Annotated in this window: 15 protein-coding genes; 5 read left to right on the top strand and 10 right to left on the bottom strand. The window is 71.1% G+C overall.

Features of this window, described 5'->3' with window-relative positions; translation table 11 throughout:
* Window positions 1-292: 292 nt before the first annotated feature.
* The 6 genes from ACGFNP_RS28670 to ACGFNP_RS28645 form a co-directional block, all read right to left on the bottom strand.
* A complete protein-coding gene (locus tag ACGFNP_RS28670) occupies window positions 293-451 on the bottom strand; it encodes a hypothetical protein (RefSeq protein ID WP_393324161.1) in 159 nt (52 codons plus the stop codon).
* A gap of 377 nt (window positions 452-828) precedes the next feature.
* Window positions 829-3,231 (bottom strand): glycosyltransferase family 39 protein, encoded by a 2,403-nt coding sequence (locus ACGFNP_RS28665; RefSeq protein ID WP_393324158.1) that lies wholly within the window; start codon window positions 3,229-3,231, stop codon window positions 829-831.
* Window positions 3,228-4,394: a glycosyltransferase gene (locus ACGFNP_RS28660; protein ID WP_393324155.1), complete on the bottom strand. Its 1,167-nt coding sequence runs from the start codon at window positions 4,392-4,394 to the stop codon at window positions 3,228-3,230. The genes ACGFNP_RS28665 and ACGFNP_RS28660 overlap by 4 nt, the downstream gene beginning before the upstream one ends.
* Window positions 4,395-4,436: 42 nt before the next feature.
* On the bottom strand, window positions 4,437-5,804 hold the full coding sequence (locus tag ACGFNP_RS28655; RefSeq protein ID WP_393324152.1) for a sensor histidine kinase: 1,368 nt from the start codon (window positions 5,802-5,804) through the stop codon (window positions 4,437-4,439).
* On the bottom strand, window positions 5,801-6,496 hold the full coding sequence (locus ACGFNP_RS28650; protein WP_219539017.1) for a response regulator transcription factor: 696 nt from the start codon (window positions 6,494-6,496) through the stop codon (window positions 5,801-5,803). The genes ACGFNP_RS28655 and ACGFNP_RS28650 overlap by 4 nt, the downstream gene beginning before the upstream one ends.
* Window positions 6,497-6,550: 54 nt before the next feature.
* Window positions 6,551-7,759 (bottom strand): cytochrome P450, encoded by a 1,209-nt coding sequence (locus ACGFNP_RS28645; RefSeq protein ID WP_358312982.1) that lies wholly within the window; start codon window positions 7,757-7,759, stop codon window positions 6,551-6,553.
* Between the two features lie 90 nt (window positions 7,760-7,849).
* Between ACGFNP_RS28645 and ACGFNP_RS28640 the strand changes: the two genes are divergently transcribed.
* Window positions 7,850-8,422 (top strand): helix-turn-helix domain-containing protein, encoded by a 573-nt coding sequence (locus tag ACGFNP_RS28640; RefSeq protein ID WP_358312985.1) that lies wholly within the window; start codon window positions 7,850-7,852, stop codon window positions 8,420-8,422.
* Here ACGFNP_RS28640 and ACGFNP_RS28635 read toward each other — a convergent pair.
* From ACGFNP_RS28635 to ACGFNP_RS28620, 4 genes are all read right to left on the bottom strand, one after another.
* The gene (locus tag ACGFNP_RS28635) at window positions 8,411-9,913 is read right to left on the bottom strand and encodes a phytoene desaturase family protein (RefSeq protein WP_393324147.1); all 1,503 of its coding nucleotides are present in this window, start codon (window positions 9,911-9,913) and stop codon (window positions 8,411-8,413) included. The two genes, ACGFNP_RS28640 and ACGFNP_RS28635, sit on opposite strands and share 12 nt — an antisense overlap.
* A 290-nt stretch (window positions 9,914-10,203) precedes the next feature.
* Window positions 10,204-11,058, bottom strand: coding sequence for an SDR family oxidoreductase (locus ACGFNP_RS28630; RefSeq protein ID WP_393324144.1), 855 nt, complete (start codon window positions 11,056-11,058; stop codon window positions 10,204-10,206).
* Entirely contained in the window at window positions 11,055-12,011 is a 957-nt protein-coding gene (locus tag ACGFNP_RS28625) for an NAD-dependent epimerase/dehydratase family protein (RefSeq protein ID WP_393324141.1), read from the bottom strand. The genes ACGFNP_RS28630 and ACGFNP_RS28625 overlap by 4 nt, the downstream gene beginning before the upstream one ends.
* Window positions 12,012-12,098: 87 nt before the next feature.
* Window positions 12,099-12,989: a LysR family transcriptional regulator gene (locus tag ACGFNP_RS28620; RefSeq protein WP_358312997.1), complete on the bottom strand. Its 891-nt coding sequence runs from the start codon at window positions 12,987-12,989 to the stop codon at window positions 12,099-12,101.
* Window positions 12,990-13,059: 70 nt separating this feature from the next.
* Here ACGFNP_RS28620 and ACGFNP_RS28615 point away from each other — a divergent pair, with 70 nt between their 5' ends.
* The 4 genes from ACGFNP_RS28615 (at window position 13,060) to ACGFNP_RS28600 (ending at window position 18,843) form a co-directional block, all read left to right on the top strand.
* On the top strand, window positions 13,060-14,100 hold the full coding sequence (locus ACGFNP_RS28615; RefSeq protein WP_393324138.1) for a YeiH family protein: 1,041 nt from the start codon (window positions 13,060-13,062) through the stop codon (window positions 14,098-14,100).
* 107 nt (window positions 14,101-14,207) lie between these two features.
* Window positions 14,208-15,134 carry a pseudouridine-5'-phosphate glycosidase gene (locus ACGFNP_RS28610; protein ID WP_358313003.1) on the top strand — a complete coding sequence of 309 codons (927 nt, stop codon included), beginning with the start codon at window positions 14,208-14,210 and terminating at the stop codon, window positions 15,132-15,134.
* Window positions 15,131-16,060 (top strand): sugar kinase, encoded by a 930-nt coding sequence (locus ACGFNP_RS28605; RefSeq protein ID WP_358313006.1) that lies wholly within the window; start codon window positions 15,131-15,133, stop codon window positions 16,058-16,060. The genes ACGFNP_RS28610 and ACGFNP_RS28605 overlap by 4 nt, the downstream gene beginning before the upstream one ends.
* An 83-nt stretch (window positions 16,061-16,143) precedes the next feature.
* A complete protein-coding gene (locus ACGFNP_RS28600; protein ID WP_393324134.1) occupies window positions 16,144-18,843 on the top strand; it encodes a hypothetical protein in 2,700 nt (899 codons plus the stop codon).
* Window positions 18,844-18,993 lie beyond the last annotated feature (150 nt).

Below are 18,993 nucleotides of genomic sequence, written 5' to 3'. Positions count from 1 at the left end.
AAGATCTATTTTTGCGATCAAGATTCACGGAACGCGACTTACCGCATGATCAGTTCCATATGGCGACATTTATGCGCATGCATGGCCAAGGGGCGATGCATCCCGCAGGTTCGCTGGGCAGGGAGGACGCTCAGGACAGGCCGATTTGCAGTTCGGGCCGATGAGCCGCCTATCCAGGACCCGTATTCGGGTGCCAGCCGAGGATTGCTCTGATGCGATGGGTTACACATACAGGCGCATGAGGGTCCCTCATGCTGCGCATACTCTCCAGCGGACGCTCGGTCCTTCTGACTCAGTCCGTGGCGCCACGGATCTCAACCTTGTCCGCGGGCAGGACCTTCACGTCGCCTCCCCGTTCGACCACGGTTACCCAGCCGTCGTCGGCAAGGTCGAGTTCCCCACGCTCGGATTCGCTGGCCCTGCGGTTGATGATGCGTGTCTTCGAGTCCACGACCATATGCGTGATGAAGTCCGCTCCGGCCCGTACGAAACTCCCGCGGTTCTTTACCGTGTAGACAAGGCCGCGATCTCGTAGCAGGCCGAGCGCTTACAGGATCGTTTGGCGTGCGACGCCATATCGCTGTTCGAGGTGGGTGACGCTGGGAAGCCTTTGCCGGGGCCTCCCTTCGCCCTGTTCGATGCTCTGGATAGACACCGGTCAGGTGCATCTCGTCTCAAAGGAGCCGATCATCGAACTGCTGAACGTTGAAGCCCGCGGATCGCTCTCCCGAGTAAGCCAGAGCTTCGGTCCCTTGGAAGCCCTCTCCACCCTCGTGAAGACCCGTCCTGGGGGCCGCGTAGCTACAAGATCGCGACCCCCTGGCTGGATCATGAAGAGCAGTCGTACAACCCGTCCTGGCCGGTCACGGCCTTACAGTTGGCCTGGACCCAGGTGGTGACCTCGCTGTTGCCTCTGCCGGGCCCGCCGCGGTCGTCGCCACCGGCCATCACGTAGCGGAGCTTGCCGGACGAGACGAGTTCCTTGAGCTTGGTGACGGTCATGGCGGGGTCGCTGCCGGTGAAGCCGCCCATGGCTAGGACCGGCTTGCCCGTGGACAGGATGGTCGAGGACGCCTGCATGGCGCTGCTCACGGCGACGAGCCACTCGGCCTTGCCCTGGTTGGCCACCAGGTAGGAGACCATGGAGCTGCTGATCCCGCCGCCGGGACCGCCGCCGCCCATCCGCCCGAACCGCCGCTCCGTCCCCTGCCCGTCCTGGCCCTGCCCGTCCTGGCCCTGCCCGTCCTGACCCTGCGGCATCTGACCCTGCGGCATCTGGCCCTGCGGGAACTGGCCCTGCGGCATCTCACCCGAGGGCATTTGGCCGCGGAAGCCGCCGCCGCCCGGGCCGAAACCCATCCCGCCGCTGGACGGTCCTGCGGTCGGGTTGCTGCCGTTGACCTGCGAGCCGAGGGGCGACACCGCGAACGCGGCTGGTCCGGCGAGCCCGGCGATCGCCGTCGCCACCAGCGCGACCGCGGCCGCCTTCACCGCGATCTCCTTGCGGAACTTCGCGAGCACCAGTCCCGCCACCGCGACCACGGTCGCGGCGAGCACCGCCCAGGCCAGCCACGGCACAAAGTCGGGGGTACGGCGGAGCACCACGAACGACCACACGCCCGTAACGGCGACCCCCAGCGGCAGCGCCCAGGCCCACACCTGGGAGGAGCGCCGGTAGGCGTCCCACATGGCCAGCCCGCCGAAAGCGGTGATGGCGGCGACGGCCGGCGCCATGGCGGTCGTGTAGTAGGGGTGGAAGGTGCCGCTGGCGAAGCTGAACACCATGAAGTGCACGACCAGCCAGCCACCCCAGACCAGCCACGCGGCGAGGTTTGCCCCGGGCTGACCGGCGACCCCCGAAGTGCCGACGGCCCCCGAAGCACCAACGGCTATGGGCGGTGCAGTGGCCTTGGGCGCAGTGCCGACCTTGTAACCGGCGCCAACCGCGGTGCCACCCTCCGACGCGGTGCCACCCTCGGGCGTGACCAGGCCGACCCAAGGCGTGGTCGCCTCAGGCTTGGCGGCAGTGCTCGCGCCCGCAGCGGCCCCAGGCTCAGCGACGGCGACTGCGCCGGCGCTCGTGTCCGTGTCAGCCCCCTGCGGCGCAGTGAGCTTGGCGCGTCGCCACTGGGCGGTGTTGGCCCCTTGCGGCGCAAGGAGCTTGGCGCGTCGCCACCGCGCGGTCAGCGCGAACACCAGGGCCAGCCCGCAGAACGGCAGCAGCCAGGAGATCTGACCCGCCATCGTCTCGTTGAACAGCCGATCGGCCCCGGCGGCACCGCCGAACGAGGCCCCACCCCCGCCGCCGAACCCGCCCGCACCGCCACCGCCGCCACCCGGCCCGCCGCCACCCTGACCGAAGATGCGCCCGAGGCCGTTGTACCCGATGACCAGGTCCCAGACGGAGTTGTCGGTCGAACCACCGATATAAGGCCGCGAGTCCGCAGGCAGGAGGTCCACGATCACCATCCACCAAGCGCTCGACACCACCATCACGGCCCCGGCGGCCAGCAGGTGACCCACGCGCTTGCCCCAGGAGACCCGGGCACACAGCAGGTACGCCAGGACAAAGGCAGGCACGACCACGTACGCCTGGAGCATCTTGACGTTGAACGCCAGCCCGACGAACAACGCGCACACCAACAGCGACCGCAGCCGCCCGGTCCGCAGCGACTCCAGGCAGAACCACGCGGCCAGCACGAGCAGGAACACCAGGATGGTGTCAGGGTTGTTGTCGCGGTTGATCGCCACCGTGATAGGCGTGAGCGTCATGACGACGGCCGCGATCAGGGCGGCCACGTGCGCCTGCCCTACCTCCGAGTGGGCAGACGCGGGCCGAAGAACGGGGAAGGCACGCCGTACCGACGAGTAGACCAGCCCGACGGAGGCCACGCCGGCCAGCGCCTGCGGGATCAGCATGCTCCACGTGTTGAAACCGAAGATCCGCGCCGACAGCCCCATCACCCACAGGGCCAGCGGCGGCTTGTCGACTGTGATGAACGAGCCGGAGTCGAGCGCGCCGAAGAAGAACGCCTTCCAGCTCTTGGTGCCCGACAGGATGGCCGCGGAGTAGTACTCGTTGGCGTTGCCGCTCAGCGCCCACGTATAAAGGACGAAGGCGACGGCCAGGACGATCCAGAGCGCGGGCCGGGACCAGCGAGGATCTTCCGGGGCGCCGCGCCAAACAGCGGCGCGCCAAACAGAGCGGCGGTGGTCGAGGGTCATGGTCATGACGTGCTCCGGCTCGGATTGAAGACCCAGACCCGCAGCAGGAGGAAGCGGACCAGCGTGGCCAGCGCGTTGGCCATGACGACCGCGACCAGTTCCACGCCGTGGGAGACGGTGTCGGGCAGCAGCGCCAGGCCGCCGGTGGTCAGCACCAGCCCGACCAGGAACGCGATCAGGCCCTCGAACTGGTGCCGCATGGCCCCGGCCGACCCGGTCACGCCGAAGGTGAAGCGGCGGTTGGCGGCGGTGTTGGCCACGGCGGTCACCAGCAGCGCGATCGCGTTGGCCAGAAGCACCGGGATCATCTGCCGCAGCCCCGAGAACAGCAGCAGGTACGCCAGCGTGCTCACCGCGCCCACGACGGCGAACTTCGGCAGCTGCGCGGCCATGCCGCGCGGCAGCTGGGCCTGCGACACCCGGGCGGGCACCGGGATGCGGGCCGCGCCGGACAGCGTCTTGCGGGCCACCCTGGCCAGGCCGCGCAGGTCGTCCTTGGCGGTCTGGAAGACGTCCACCCGGCTGTCGGGGTCGTCCACCCAGTCGACGGGCACCTCGTGGATGCGCAGCCCGTGCCGCTCGGCGAGCAGCAGCAACTCGGTGTCGAAGAACCACTGCTCGTCCTCGACGGCGGGCAGCAGCGCCTGCGCGATCTCGGTGCGCACGGCCTTGAACCCGCACTGTGCGTCGGAGAACCTGGCGCCCATGAGGTGGAGCAGCAGGTTGTAGGAGCGGGAGATGAACTCGCGCTTCGGCCCGCGCACCACCCGCGACGCCCTGGCCAGCCTGGTGCCGATGGCCAGGTCGCTGTGGCCCGACAGCAGCGGTGCCACCAGCGGCAGGAACGCGTCGAGGTCGGTGGACAGATCGACGTCCATGTAGCTGACGACGTCCGCGTCGCTCTCCGACCACACCTGGCGCAGCGCCCGCCCGCGTCCCTTGCCGTCCAGGTGTACGGCCCGCACGTGGGGCAGCTCGGCGGCCAGTTCGATGGCCAGCTGCCAGGTGTTGTCCGTGCTGGCGTTGTCGGCGATCGTGATGCGGTAGTCGTACGGGAAAGTCCCCGACAGGTAGGCGTGCAGCCGGCCGATGCTGTCACGCAGGGCCCGCTGCTCGTTGTAGACCGGGACGACCACCTCGACCAGGCGGGTCTTGAGTGTTGTGTGCATGACCCGAATCTCTCGTTCGGGTCTTTAACGCGACTTAGCCGATTATGAGTGCGGGGTGAGATTCCCGGGCAGTTCGACGATCGCGATCGCGCCGCCGCCGGGGGCGTTCTCCAGGCGGACCTTTCCCCCGGTCTCGGCCACGGCCTGCGCGACGATCGCCAACCCGAGCCCGGAGCCGGGCAGGCCACGTGCCGCCGGCGAACGCCAGAAGCGCTCGAAGACATGCGGCAGGTCCTCTTCGGGGATGCCGGGGCCGTGATCGCGTACGGTCAGCTCGCCTTGGCGCAGGGTCACCTGGACCTCGCCGTCCGGGCTGAACTTGGCGGCGTTGTCGATGAGGTTGAGCACGGCACGTTCCAACGAGGCGGGACCGCCGACGACGTACCAGGGGGCCAGATCGGTGGCGACCGCGGCCCCGCGCAGCCGGGCCCGCTCGGCGGCGGCCCGGACCACGTTGCTCAACTCCAGCTCGATGTGCGGCTCGTGGTCGGTGTCGCCGCGGGCCAACTGCAGCAGGTCGCCGACCAGCGTGGACAGCTCGGCGAACTGGGCCTTGACGTTGACGAGCAGCCGTTGCTTGGCGCCGGGGTCGAGGCTGCGGCCGGTCTGCTCGCTGCGCAGCAGCAGGTCGATGTTGGTACGCAGGGTGGTCAGCGGGGTCCGCAACTCGTGGCCGGCGTCGGCGACGAGTTGCTGCTGGCGCTCACGCGATCCGGTCAGCGCGGTGGTCATGGCGTTGAAGGAGGCACTCAGGCGGGCGATCTCGTCATTGCCCCGCACCGGGATGCGGGTATTGAGATCCTCCGTTCTGGCGATGTGCTCGACAGCCTTGGTGAGGCGGCCGACGGGGCGCAAGGCCGTACGCGAGACGAGCAGGCCGGCTCCGGCGGCGACGAGCACGCCGAGCGCCGCCACGCCGGCGAGCATGAGCACCAGATTGCGCAGCGTGCCGTTCAGCTCGGCCAGGGGCCTGGCCACCACGAGCGCCGCGCCCTTGTCGACGTTGGTGGCGAGCACGCGCACCGGGGTGCCGTCGTCGTAGTAGCCGTCGTAGAATTCCTGCGAGTTGGGGTACGACGTGGCGATGGTCTTGTCGTGCGGCGTGACCTTGATCGCGGTGTTGCCCATGACGCAGCGGGTGCCGTTGGCGAGGACGAGCTGCATCGGCTCGGCCCAAGCAGGGCCGCCGTCGCCGGGCCCCCCGGTGTCCACGGGCTGGTCCGAGCAATGCCGCGCCGCGTCGTTCATGGCCTTCCACGGCGGGTGGATCTGCTTCAGCGACTCGTTGAGCTGATAGGAGAGCTCCCTGCGGACGATGTACCAGCAGCCCACCGCCGAGATCGCCACCGCGATCGCCACCGCCGCCGCGACCAGGATGGTCATCCGGGAGCGCAGACTGCCTTTCCTCACGGCGCCGCTCGCAGCGTGTACCCCACCCCGCGCACGGTGTGGATCACCCGTGCCTCGCCACCGGCCTCGGTCTTGCGCCGCAGGTACATCACGTACACGTCGAGCGAGTTGGACGTCGGCTCGAAGTCGAACCCCCACACCTCGCCCAGGATCTGCTCGCGGGTCAGCACCTGGCGCGGGTGCGACAGGAACAGCTCCATCAGCAGGTATTCGGTCCTGGTGAGGTCCAGCCGCCGCTCGCCCCTGGTCACCTCGCGGGTGTCGGGGTCCATGCGCAGGTCGCCGTAGCTCAGCGTGACCTCAGGGGCGCCGGTGTGCAGCGCGCCCCGCCGCAGCAGGGCGCGGACCCTGGCCAGCAGCTCGTCGAGCTCGAACGGCTTGACCAGGTAGTCGTCGGCGCCCGCGTCGAGCCCGGAGACCCGGTCGCCGACCGCGTCGCGGGCGGTCAGCATGAGCACGGGGATGTGGTTGCCCGTGGCCCTGAGCCTGCGGCAGGCGGTCAGCCCGTCGAGGCGCGGCATCATGACGTCGAGCAGCACCGCGTCATACGTCTCGCGCGCCAGCTCGTCGAGCGCCGCCTGCCCGTCGTTCGCTGTGACGACCTTGTAGCCCTCGAATTCGAGGCTCGACTGCAACGCCTCGCGCAACGCGGGTTCGTCGTCCACCACCAGCAACCGTGCAGGCTCACTCATGCTCTTAAGCTAAGGCCCCATCATGAAAACGCTATGAACGATTTCGGGGATGTTTCATGAGTCCCGCCACGTGACGGGCATGGCATTCGCCCCGAAGATGACCTGACTGTACTTGAACGAAACCTCCTCCTCGTTCACCGCGAGACGCAGCGACGGGATGCGCTCGAACAGCGTCCGGTAGGCGATCTCCAGTTCGGCCCTGGCCAGGTTCTGGCCGAGACACTGGTGCACGCCGTAACCGAAGGCGACATGGTGGCGGGCGCCGCGGTCGATGTCGAACTCGTCCGGCCGCTCGAAGGCCCGCTCGTCCCTGTTCGCCGAGGCGCCGAGCACGAAGATGCCCTCACCCTTCCTGACGAGCTGACCGCCGATCTCCTGGTCCTCGACGGCCACCCGGTCGAAGGCCACCCAGTCGACGATCGACAGGTAGCGCAGCAGCTCCTCGACCGCCATCGGCCACAGTCCCGGGTCCTCCCGCAGCCGGGCCAGCTCACCGGGGTGGCGCAGCAGGGTGAGGACGCCGAGCGGGATCATGTTGGCGGTGGTCTCGTGGCCCGCGATGAGCAGCAGCGAGATCATGCCGACGATCTCGTCGTGGCTCACCTCCCCCGCCGTGATCAGTCGCCCGAGCAGGTCGTCCTTCGGCTGCTTCTCCGCCTCCGTGACGAGATCGTCGAGGTAGCCCTTGATCTCCAGGATCGCGGCGAAGCCCGCCTGCGGGTTGTCGCTGGACACCATGGTGCGGGTACGCGACTGGAAGAACTCGTGGTCGGCGTACGGCACGCCGAGCAGCTGGCAGATGACCAGCGACGGCAGCGCCAGCCCGAAGTCGGCGACCAGCTCGGCGTCCGGGCCCTTGGCGAGCATGTCGTCGATGAGCAGGTCGGCGGTCCGCTGGATGCCGGGCCGCATCTCCTTGACGCGCCGGACGGTGAACTCGGGGATGAGCAACCGCCGGTAGCGGCCGTGTTCGGGCGGGTCCATGTCGATGAACTGGCCGACCCTGAACCGTTCCATGACCTCCCGCTGCTCCTGGGTCGGCTCCTCGGCGGTGAACGCGTTGTTCGGGTGGCCGGGGGTGGCGGGGCTGGTGCTGATGCCCTGGCCGTTCAGTACCTGCCGGGCTTCGGCGTACCTGGTGACCAGCCAGACGTCGCCGTTGGGCAGGGAGGCCCGTACGAGCGGCGCCTCCTCGCGCATCCGCTCGTACTCGGGCGGCGGGGCATACGGGCAGGTGCGCGGGACAGGGAAGGATTGGGTCATAGTCTTGCTCCCTACAAAGCCGGATTCGCATTGCTTACTTACGTGAAAGTAAGCAATGCGGGGCCCGGCCGTCAAGTGGACGGGAGTGGAATGGCAGGGCGGCGGACCGACACACGTGAGCGGATCCAGCGGGTCGCGATGGAACTGTTCGCCGAGCGGGGCTACGACAAGACCACGTTGCAGGAGGTGGCGGAGCGGCTGGAGATCACCAGGCCGGCGCTCTACTACCACTTCCGGACGAAGGAGGAGATCCTCGCCAGCATCGCCGACGGGTTCATCTCCTCGCTCGACGAGCTCGGGGAGTGGGCGCGGGCGCAACCGGACACGTTCGAGGCCCGGCAGGAGATCCTGCGACGGATCGCCGGGCTGCTGGACGACCGGTGGCGGCCGCTGATGCGGTTCGCGCAGGTGAACCAGGGGGTGTTCGCCGAGACGTCGGTGGGCGACCGGATGCAGGAGCGCATCATCACGCTGCTGTCGGTGCTGAGCCGGCCGGGGGGTGACGCGGTCGTGCAGTTCGAGGCGCGGCTGGCGGTGTTCGCGCTGATCCTGGCCACGGTGCCGGAGCTGTTCGGCATGGACCTGCCGCCGGCCGAGCTGGCCTCCGCGGCCATGACCGTGGCCGTCCGATTGGTCTCGGACCAAGAGGCTTCAGGCCAGTAGGGCCATCGCCGCGTTGTGGCCGGGGATGCCGCTGACGCCGCCGCCCCTCCGGGCGCCGGCGCCGCACAGCAGGATCCGCTCGTGCGCCGTCTCCACCCCCCAGCCGCCTTCCTCCGCGTACGGCCAGCTCAGGTCCCGGTGGAAGATGTGGCCGCCGGGCAGGCCCGCCTCGTTCTCCAGGTCGACCGGCGTCTTGGCCTCGATACAGGGCGTGCCGTCAGGGGCGCGCAGGAGGCAGCCCTCGATGGGCTCGGCCAGCACGCTGTCGATGGACGCCAGGGTGGCCTTGAGCGCCTCTTCCCTCGCCTTATCCGGATTTTCCCGGAACAGGCGCGCAGGCATGTGCAACCCGAACAGCGTCAGCGTCTCCGCCCGCCCCCGCAGCTCGGGGCCGAGGATCGACGGGTCGGTCAGCGAGTGGCAGTAGACCTCGGCGGGCGGCAGATCCGGGATCCGCCCCCGGGCCGCCTGCCCGTGGGCCCTGGCCAGCTGGTCGCGGCTCTCGTTGATGTGGAACGTACCGCTGAAGGCCGCTCGCGGGTCCACCGAGGCGTCCTTGAGCCGCGGCAGCCGGCTCAGCACCATGTTGACCTTCAGCTGGGCACCCTCGGGCACCTCCGGCGTCGCGCCGAGCAGCCGGTCGAGGACGGCCGGCGGCAGGTTGACCAGCACGTGCCGCCCCGTGACCGTGTACTCGCCGTCGTCCGTGCGGAACGCCACCTCACCCGACGGCGAGATCCCGATGATCTCCGCCCCGGTCCTGATCTCGGCCCCCGCCTGCCTGGCAGCCGCTTCGAGCGCCCCGGACACCGCGCCCATCCCGCCGACCGGCACGTTCCAGTCGCCCGTCCCGTCGCCGATCACGTGGTAGAGGAAGCACCGGTTGGCCAGCAGGTCCGTGGCGGGGTCGGCGAACGTGCCGATCAACGCGTCGGTCAGCACCACGCCACGCACGGTGTCGTCGCGGAACCGCTCGTCCACGACCTGCCCGATCGGCCGCTGGAACATGTCCCGCCACGCCTCGGCGCCCACCAGGCGTTCGATCTCGGCGGAGGTACGCAGGGGTTCGAGCAGCGTGGGCGCCAGGACCCGAGCCACCTCGGCGGTCAGTCCGTAGAACTCCTCCCACGCCCGACGGTCGGCGTCGCCTCCGGTGACGGCCCTGAACGAGGCGGCGGTGGCACCCTCGTCGCCGTCGTCGACGAGCAGGCCGGTGTCGCCGTGGGGCGTGTAGGAGGAGTAGCGGCGACGGCGCAGGTCGAGGCGGAGCCCCAGGTCGCGGACGATCTCGGTGGGCAGGAGGCTGACCAGGTAGGAGTAGCGCGACAGCCGTACGTCCACCCCCGGAAAGGGCCGCGCGGAGATCGCCAGGCCGCCCACGTACCCGAGCCGCTCCAGCACCAGCACCCGCCGCCCGGCCCGCGCCAGGTAGGCGGCCGCCACCAGCCCGTTGTGCCCGCCACCCGCGACAACGACGTCATAGGACCCCATATCCGCACCATACCGATTGATCGCCGCCGTAAGGTGCCGAGGCATGACGAACGATCACACGGCCTGTGTCACCAGAGGCGGACGCCCGGCTTTCGTGGTGAACGTCGAGGTCTTCCTGGAACGAGACGGCCGCTGGCTGCTGATCAGGCGCGGCGATCAGGAGGCCCACGCGCCCGGCGTGCTCAGCGGCGTCGGCGGCAAGGTCGAGGCCGACGGCGTCGGGGCCGCCGTCCTGGAGGAGACCGCCGGGAGGTGGGCGTCGGGCCCTCAGCGCCATGCGAAAGCTGTAGCTAAGAGGCGCGAACGACCTCGGCCAGCGGGGTGGCGGGCCGGCCGGTCAGTCGGGGAATGGCGTCGCTGACCCCGTCGAGTTCGCCGGCGGCGATGGCGGTATAGGTGGAGACCCAGGCGTCGACCTGCCAGTCAGGGGCGCCGTAGGAGGCGCGGGATCGGTAGGCCTCCGCCACCGTCTCGGGATGGTAGGTGACGACGCGGCCGGTCGCCTGCGACAGGATCGCGGCGACTTCGGCCAAGGTGAGGGATTGCGGGCCGGTCAGGTCGTAGGTGGCTCCGGCGTGCTCGGGAGCATCGAGCAGTACGGCTGTGGCGGCATCGGCGATGTCGTCCTGCGCGACGACCGCGGCTCGCCCCTGTCCGGCGGGGCCCCGGACGACGTCGTCGGCACCGACCATGGCCGGCAGGAAGTCGGCGTAGAGGTTGTCGCGCAGGAAGGTGAAGGCCAAGCCGCTGGCCAGGATGTGCTGCTCGGTGGCCCAGTGGTCACGGGCGAGGGTGAACGTGGCATCGGGGGCGGCGCCGTAGAACGAGATGTACACCAGGTGGGCGACACCGGCCTCGGCGGCGGCGTCGACGAAGGTGCGGTGCTGCTGGAGGCGGTCGGGCGTCTCCGAGGCCGACACCATCAGGACCCGGTCAACGCCGTCCAGGGCCCGCAGGAGCGCGTCACGCTCGCCGAACCCGCCGCGGACCGCGGTGGCCCCGGGCAGTCGAGGGGCCCGATCCAGGTCGCGGACCACCATGGTCTGCGGGGTGCCGGCGGCGGCGAGCCGCCGGGCGACGCGCCCGCCGAGGTTGCCGGTGACGCCGGTCACCGCGATCCTCAAGTCGGTGAACTGACTCGTCATGAGCGCGCCTCTTCTGTCGGATGCTTCGTCTCGTCCCTTACTACCAGGTCGGTGCCGGTGATCCAGTCGGTGACGGATCGGTGCCGCGGGCTCCAGCCGAGGAGATCGCGAGTACGGGTGGTGCGCACGCGGCTGTTGGAGCCCAGGGCGTGGCCGGCGAACTGGGGATCCCAGACGTTGTCCGGGGAGGCGGGGTCCCAAGGCTGTGGGCCGGGGAGGCCGAGGGAGCGGGCGATGGCGCCGGTCATCGCGGCGAAGGACTCCTCACCGTTCTCGACGAAATAGAAGGTACCGGGGGGCGACTTCTCCAGGGCGAGGAGATACAACGCGGCCACGTCGTCGATGTGGACGTTGGACCAGATGTTGCGGCCGGTCCCGACGTGGCGGACCACCCCGCCGGAACGTGCCTGGCGGACAAGTGCCGCGATCAGGACGCTGTCGCGGCCCAGGCCTCGTCCGGGTCCGTAGATCAGGCTGTCGCAGAGGACCGCGGAGCGCACGCCTTGCTCCGCGGCGCCCAGGACCAAGCGGTCGATGGCGACGCGGGCCTTGCGGATGGGATGGTCGGGCTCCCAGGCGGAGCCCGCATCGAGAACGTCCTCGTTGAAGATCTCTTCGGACGCCTCGCCTTGGGTACCGACCGCCACGATGCTGGAACCGCTGGTGTGGATCAGGGCCTTGCCGGACCCGGCCAGTGCGGCGATGAGCGTTTCGACGGCGCCGCGGTGGTCGCTGCTGGCCGCGTTGACGACGGCGTCGGCGCGGTGGGCCTGCTCGGCGAGCACAGCCGTGTCGTCCAGGGTGCCCACCACCGGCTGGATGCCCAGCCGGGCGAGTTCCTCGGCTCTGGCCGGGTCGCGGATCAGGCCGGTGACGAGGTGGCCGGCCTGAAGGAGGTGGGCGGCGACGGTGCCGCCGATGTATCCGCTCGCGCCGGTGACGAAGACATGCATCGAAAGGGCCTTTCCTGTCGGGGACGGGACAGCATCAGCCGGTGTTCGATGGATGGACAACTTCCCGTGCCATAACGGCAAAACGGCTCATGGGCGGCTGGCGATCGCCAGAAGGGTCGCGGCGGGGGCGGCGAGTGAGCGGCCGCGGCGCCATACCGCGCGCAGGCTCCTGACCAGGTTCAGGCCCGCGAGCGGCACCTCGACCAGCCGTCCCGTGGCCACCTCCGCCTCCACGGCGTACCCGCTGAGCACCGCGGGCGCCGACCCGGCCTGGGCGGCGCCCTTGACGGCCGAGTTCGAGCCCAGCTCCAGCCGCGGGCTGGCGCGGTGCAGGCTCCTGAACGCCACGTCCAGCGTCTCCCGCGTGCCCGACCCGGGCTCGCGCACGACGAGCGGCGTGGCGGCCAGTTCCGCCCCTTTGAGCGCGGTACGGCGGCGCGCCCAGGCATGCCCCGGCGCCACCACGACCACCAGCCGGTCGGTGCCCACCACGCGGCTGGCCAGTCCCTCGGGCACGCTCGGCCCCTCGACGAAGCCCAGCTCCACCTCCCCGGCCAGCACCCGGGCGGCGACGTCGGCGGAGTTCACCACATCGAGGCCGACCTGGACGCCAGGCTCGCGGTTCTGCAGCTCGCCCAGCCAGCGCGGCACCAGGTACTCGGCCACCGTCATGCTCGCCGCCACCCGCAGATGGGCCGCTCCGCTGTGCCGTACCGCCTGGGCGGCGCGCATCAGCTCCTGGGCGGCGGCGAGCACCTGAGCGGCCCAGCCCGCCACCATCTTGCCCTCGGCGGTCAGCGTGGACCCGCGCGGCGTACGCTCCAGCAGCGGCAGGCCCAGGCGGCGCTCCAGGTGCGCGATCCGCTTGCTGGCCGACGGCTGGGCGATGCCCGCGACCTTGGCCGCCTGCCCCAGGCTGCCCAGCTCGCCCACGTCGACCAGGAGCTTCAGCGAGTCGAGATCCGGCAGCGTACTCATAGCCACAGGCTATGACCTCCCAGGCAACGGATGGCTACCGAGCGCTCCCGGCACTCAGAACACTGGGATCATGACCTTCACCGCCCGCCTGCCGCACGATCGTCCGCCCGGTGATCGTCCCCTGGGTGGCGACCCAAGCAGTGAGCGCCGGCTGCCTGGTGTCGGCGCGGCGGCGGTGGCGGTGGTGTTCGCGCTGGTCGTGAACCACTTCGTGCCCATACTCAGCCCCGCGGTCGTCGCCGTCGTGTCGGGCGCGGCGCTGGCGAACCTGGTGGGCGTCGGCGAGCGGCTCAAGCCCGGTCTGCGGTTCGTCGCGAAGCGGGTGCTGCGTACCGCGATCGTGCTGCTCGGCCTGCAGATCGCGGTGCCGCAGGTGCTGGCGCTGGGGTGGCGGACAGTGGCCGTCGTGGTGCTCGCGACCGGCGTCACGTTCACGCTGACCCCGCTGATCGGCCGCCGCCTCGGCCTCTCGCCGGGCACGTCACTGCTGGTCGCCACCGGCGTCTCGATCTGCGGCGCCGCCGCGATCGCGGCCATGCGCGAGAGCACCGACGACTCCTCCGACGATGACGCGGCCAGCGCGCTCAGCGTGGTCGTCCTGTACGGCACCACCGCCATCGCCCTCCTGCCGCTGGCGGCGTCCTGGCTCGGGCTGTCACCGACGCAGCTGGGCGTGTGGGCCGGGGCCGCCGTGCACGAGGTGGCCCAGGTGGCCGCGATCGGGGCCGCCTCGGGTGTGCTGGTCACCGCCGTCACCGTCAAGCTGGGGCGCGTCATCCTGCTCGCCCCGATCGTCGCCCTGACCTCGTACCGCCGCCGCCACGCCGGGACCGATGCCCCCGGCCGGACCAAGCGGCCGCCGATCATCCCGCTGTTCGTGGCCGGGTTCCTGGCGATGGTGGCGCTGCGCGGCACCGGCCTGGTCCCCGGCGCCGTGACCACCGCGATCCCCCAGGTCACGAACATTCTCATGGCCGCCGCCCTGTTCGGCCTCGGTACGGGGATCGACGCCCGCATACTGGTCAAGGGCGGGCGCGCGCTGCTGCTCGGCGCCATTGCCACCGGCCTGGTCGGGGCCGTCTCGCTCGCGGGTGTCATGCTCCTCGTGTGATCATCGGTGGACGCGCGGCCCGTCCCTCCGTAACGTGCTTAATCTGAACAAACTACGTAAAGTAGACCGTTCCATTAAGCCGCCATACAAGGGAGCACGAAACCCGCATGCACCGCGCCGCCGACCCCATCCTCCGGCCGTCCGACGAGGTCGCCGAAGCCCTCGCCACCGGCGCTCCCGTCGTGGCCCTGGAGTCCACGATCATCTCGCACGGCCTGCCGCAGCCGCGCAACCTGGAGGTCGCCCGGGAGCTGGAGGGCATCGTCCGGGCGGCGGGTGCCGTACCGGCCACGATCGCGGTGCTCGACGGCGTCGCCCACGTGGGCCTGAACGACGTGGAGCTCGAACGCATCGCGACCGAGTCGGACCTGCGCAAGTTGAGCCAGCGCGACCTGCCGGTGGCGGCGGCGCTGAAGGCGAGCGGTGCGACGACCGTGTCGGCCACCTCGTTCCTGGCGGCCCGCGCGGGCATCCGGATCTTCGCCACCGGAGGGCTCGGCGGCGTGCACCGGGGCTGGATCCAGGAACAGGACGAGTCGGCCGACCTCGACACGCTCGCGCGTACCCGGATCACCATCGTGTGCGCCGGGGTCAAGTCGATCCTGGACGTGCCCGCGACCCTCCAGCGCCTGGAGACCCGCGGCGTGAGCGTGGCGGGATACCGTACGGACACCTTCCCCGGCTTCTACCTGCACTCCTCCGGCGAGCCGATCGACTGGCGGATCGAGTCGGCCGACGAGGCCGCGGCCATCATGCGCGGCCAGGACGCGTTCGGCGGCCAGGAGAGCGCGTTGATCGTCGCCAACCCCATCCCGGTGGAGCAGCAGCTCGACCCGGCCCTGCACGACCGCGTGCTGAGCGAGGCGCTGGCCGCCGCCGACCGCGAGGGCGTGACCGGGCAGAAGATCACCCCGTTCCTCCTCGGCTACCTGGTGGACGGCACCGGCGGCGCCTCCCTGGAGGCGAACCTGGCCGCGGTCCGCGGCAACGTCACCCTCGCGGCCCAGATTGCGCTCTCCTGGTCACGAGCGTGACCGGCACCGGCCTCCTCGTCATCGGCGACGTCGTCACCGATGTGGTGGCCCTGCACGACACACCGGTCATGTCGGGCACCGACACGGCCGCCGACATCGTGCTCCGCCCCGGCGGCTCGGGCGCGAACACCGCCTCCTGGGCCGCCCACCTGGGCGCCGACGTACGGCTGCTGGCCAGGCTCGGTTACGACAGCAGTGAGTGGCACACCGCCGAGCTGATCAAGACCGGGGTGCGCCCGCACGTACGCGTCGACCCCGACCATCCGACGGCGATCGTGATCGCGATGGTGGACCGGACCGGCGAACGCTCGTTCCTCACCAACCGGGGCGCGGGCGGCCGGATCTCCGCCGAGGACTGGGACGGCGCCCTGCTCGACGGCGTGGGCCGCCTGCACCTGTCCGGCTACACGCTCTTCGCCGAGCCGGGGCTCCGGCTGGCCAGGCTCGCCATGGCCGAGGCGCGCGCCGCCGGGGTGGCCGTCAGCATGGATCCCGCCTCGACCGGCTTCCTGCACGAGTTCGGCATCGACCGGTTCCTGCGCGAATCCGCGCCCGCCGACCTCATCATCCCCAACCGGGACGAGGCCCTCCTGCTCACCGGAGCGCCGACCCCTCAGCGCGCCGCCGAACTGCTCAGCGAGAGGTACGGCACCGCGATCGTCAAGCTGGGACCCCAAGGCGCTCTGGCAGCTTCGGACGGCACGGTGACGGCTGCGACAGCTGGGGTTCCAGCGAACGTCGTGGACTCGACGGGAGCGGGCGACGCGTTCGCTGCGGGATATCTCACAGCAAGATTGAACGGTGCCGGTGAAGGGCAGTCTTTGGAGGCCGGATGCCGGGCCGGAGCCGAGTGTGTGGCCCTGGTGGGCGGTCGGCCACGGTACGGTTTGGAGCTGAACCTTCTTTACCCTATTCACACCGATTGATAGCTTGCCGCGTAGGCTGCACCATTAACCACATGCGTATTGAGTAGCAACACGCGGCTCACTGGGGAGGATAAGGTCCGCCGATGGAAGTCGAGTCATCGATCTGCCTGAGCGACCTGGTCCCTGCCTTGCGCTGGAGCCGTCCCCAGCAAGTCGCGGAGGCGCTGGGCGATCCGCGCCTGCCCGCCGGGTGGTGGTCGTCCGTCGCCCTGTCGAGGGCTCTCAGTACGGCCGGACTCGACTGGATCTGCGACCGGCTCGCGTTGCTGGCCTCGTCCCGCTGGGACCACATGGCCCTCGCCGACCTGCTGCCCGCGCTGACCGTGCACCACATCGACCCGGCGCTGCCCGGCTGGCCGGAGGCCACCCGGACGGCGATCACCGGCCTGGGCGGCTGGCAGCGACTGCGCCGCCTCTCGCCCGGCGACCTGGGCACCCCGTCGGCCACGCCTGAAGTGGTGATCGGCTCGGTGTTCCGCGAGGTGCTCAGCCGCATCCCGGTCCAACGCGAACCCGGCCAGTCCGCCCAGCAGCCCGGCCCGCCGCAGGCCCGGCCCGGCGCGCACCCGGGACAGCAGCCGGTCCAGGGCCACCCAGAGGTGACCCGCCCGCTCCAGCGCGGCACGGTACCCGGCCAGCGCGACGGAGGCCCGGCCCAGAGCCCGGTGCACACCGGCCCGCAGCCCGTGGCGCACGAGAACGGCACCGCTCAACGCCAGACCGGCTCCTTCCCCGGCCAGGGTGCTGCTCAGACGGGTCCCTTCGCCGACCAAGGCGGACCCCAGACAGGCTCCTTCGCCGCCCAGAGCGGGGCCCCCCGCCAGACCGGCTCTTTCCCGGCGCCAGGCGGACCTGCCCAGACCGGCTCATCCCCCGCACCGGGCGGACCGCCTCAGACCGGCTCGTTCCCGGCGCAGAACAACAAGGGCGGCGTGCAGCCCACGACCGGCGCGCAGCCGCTGGCCGCTCCGCAGCCCCAGTCCGGCCCCCAGGCGGCCCGCCAGGACACGAACCCCCCAGGCACCAATCCTCCCGCGGCCGGCCAGCAGGGCGGCGGCTTCCCGGGCACCGGCCTCCCCGGCCCCGGGGTCCCAAGCGCCAACGCCCCAGGCAACGCGAGCCCTGATCGGACCGGCCCACACGCCGCCGCCGGCCCGCACGCTGCTGCCAGTCCGCACACAGGCCCGCACCCCACCGCCGGCCCGCACACCGGTCCGCACCCCACCGCCGGCCCTCAGGCCGGAACGCCGATCGGCAGTCCGCTTACCCCTGTCGGCCCGGGGACTCCTGGCAGCCCGATTACCCCTGGCGGTCCGGGCACCCCTGGCGGTCCGGGCACCCCTGGCGGTCCGGGCACCCCTGGCGGCCCGCACACCGGGCCCGTCGCCGACCGTCCTGACGCAACGACCCAGCAGGGTCCCCTCCCGGGCGCCGAACCCAGCGGGAAGCCCCAAACCGGGCCGCTCCCGGCCGCCGGACTGTTCGCCCCTGGATCTGTCACAGGCACCGGGCAGTTCCCCGCGGTCAAGCCTGGCACCGGAACGCCCGCAGGCAACGGATCACCCACCACAGGCGGCTTCCCCGGCGACCTGGGCAAAACGCCCCGCACCCCGAACGCGGACACCCACACCGGCCCCGTCCCGGCGGCAGGCGCTCCGGGCAACGGCAGCGCGTACGGCGCCCCCGCGCCGGCCGCCAACGCCACACCGGCGACGCCCACCCCCTCCGAGACCGACCACGCCATGGTCCGAGTCGTCGACAGCCTGTTCCGCAGCCTGGACAAGCTGGCCCTCGCGGTGGCCGTACACCGCCTGTTCGCCGAAGACCCCGTCAGTCTGCGTACGCTCGCCCACAAGATGCTCGTCGACCGGGACATCCTCTCCCAGGCACAGCGGACGGCCGAGGAACGCGTGCTGCACTGGCTGCGCTCGTCGGAGTCGGCGCCGGTCACCGGGCACATGTTCCGGCTGACGGAGTGGCTCGGCGCCGCCGCCACCCAGGATCAGCTCATCGGCGCCGACCCGGCCCACCCGGTGATGGTCCCGTCGCTGCGTACGCCGCTCTGGCGGGTGCTCGTGACGCTGATGCCCGACCGCCGCCTCCAGGACGGCTGGCTGGTGGTCGGCGACCTGCACGGCCTGCAGGCACGTACCAGGCAACTGCTGGCCGGCCAGCCCGCCGACGCCGACGTCGTGGAACTGCTCAGCGAGCTGGGCATTCGCGCGCACTCGGCCAAGGCCTGGTTCGACGCGCTGCCGGACACGTCGGACCCCGTCGCGTCCGAGCCGTCACCGGCCCAGCCGCTCCCCCGCCGTACCCCCGGAGCCAACGGCCACCACCACCGGGGCGGCCAGCCCATCCCCGCGGCCGAGAGCAAGTCCATCGACCCCTCGGCGGCCCTCGCCACGCTGTCCGCCCTCTCGGGCGGCCGGTCCGCCATGCTGCCGGGCACGCTCGCGGGCACTCCCGCCACCCCGCCGCCCCCGCTGCCGGGCCCGTCGTCGGACCCGCGCCGCTGGCAGCGCATCGAGGTCACCAACGAACACCTCCGGGGCGGCCCGGTCCCGGTGCCCGAGGGGTATGCCACGCAGCTCGGCATGCGCCCTGGCACCCTCCTGTCGGTCACGGGCCCGGGAGACAACGCCATCGTGCTGGTCTGGCAGGGCCACCAGCCGGTGTTCGACTCGCTCCAGCCGGTCCTCATGCGCCTCAACGCCCGCGCCGGCGATCAGGTGTACGTCACGGTCGACGGCTACCGCCTGGAAGCCCAGCTCACCGGCTGACGCGCGACCGACGCCGCCGGGCCGTAGCGGCCCGACGGCCGGTTGAAGTCGCCAGGCCGTAACGGACCCACAGCCGGTTGACGTCGCAGAGTCTCAACGGACCCACAGTCGGTTGATGCCGCAGAGCCTCGGCGGAACCACGGCCGGTTG

Origin of the sequence: Nonomuraea sp. NPDC049269 (assembly GCF_043197155.1) — a bacterium.
Classification (GTDB): domain Bacteria; phylum Actinomycetota; class Actinomycetes; order Streptosporangiales; family Streptosporangiaceae; genus Nonomuraea.
Note: the sequence above shows the minus strand (reverse complement) of the source record. Positions and strands in the feature narration are given on the sequence as shown.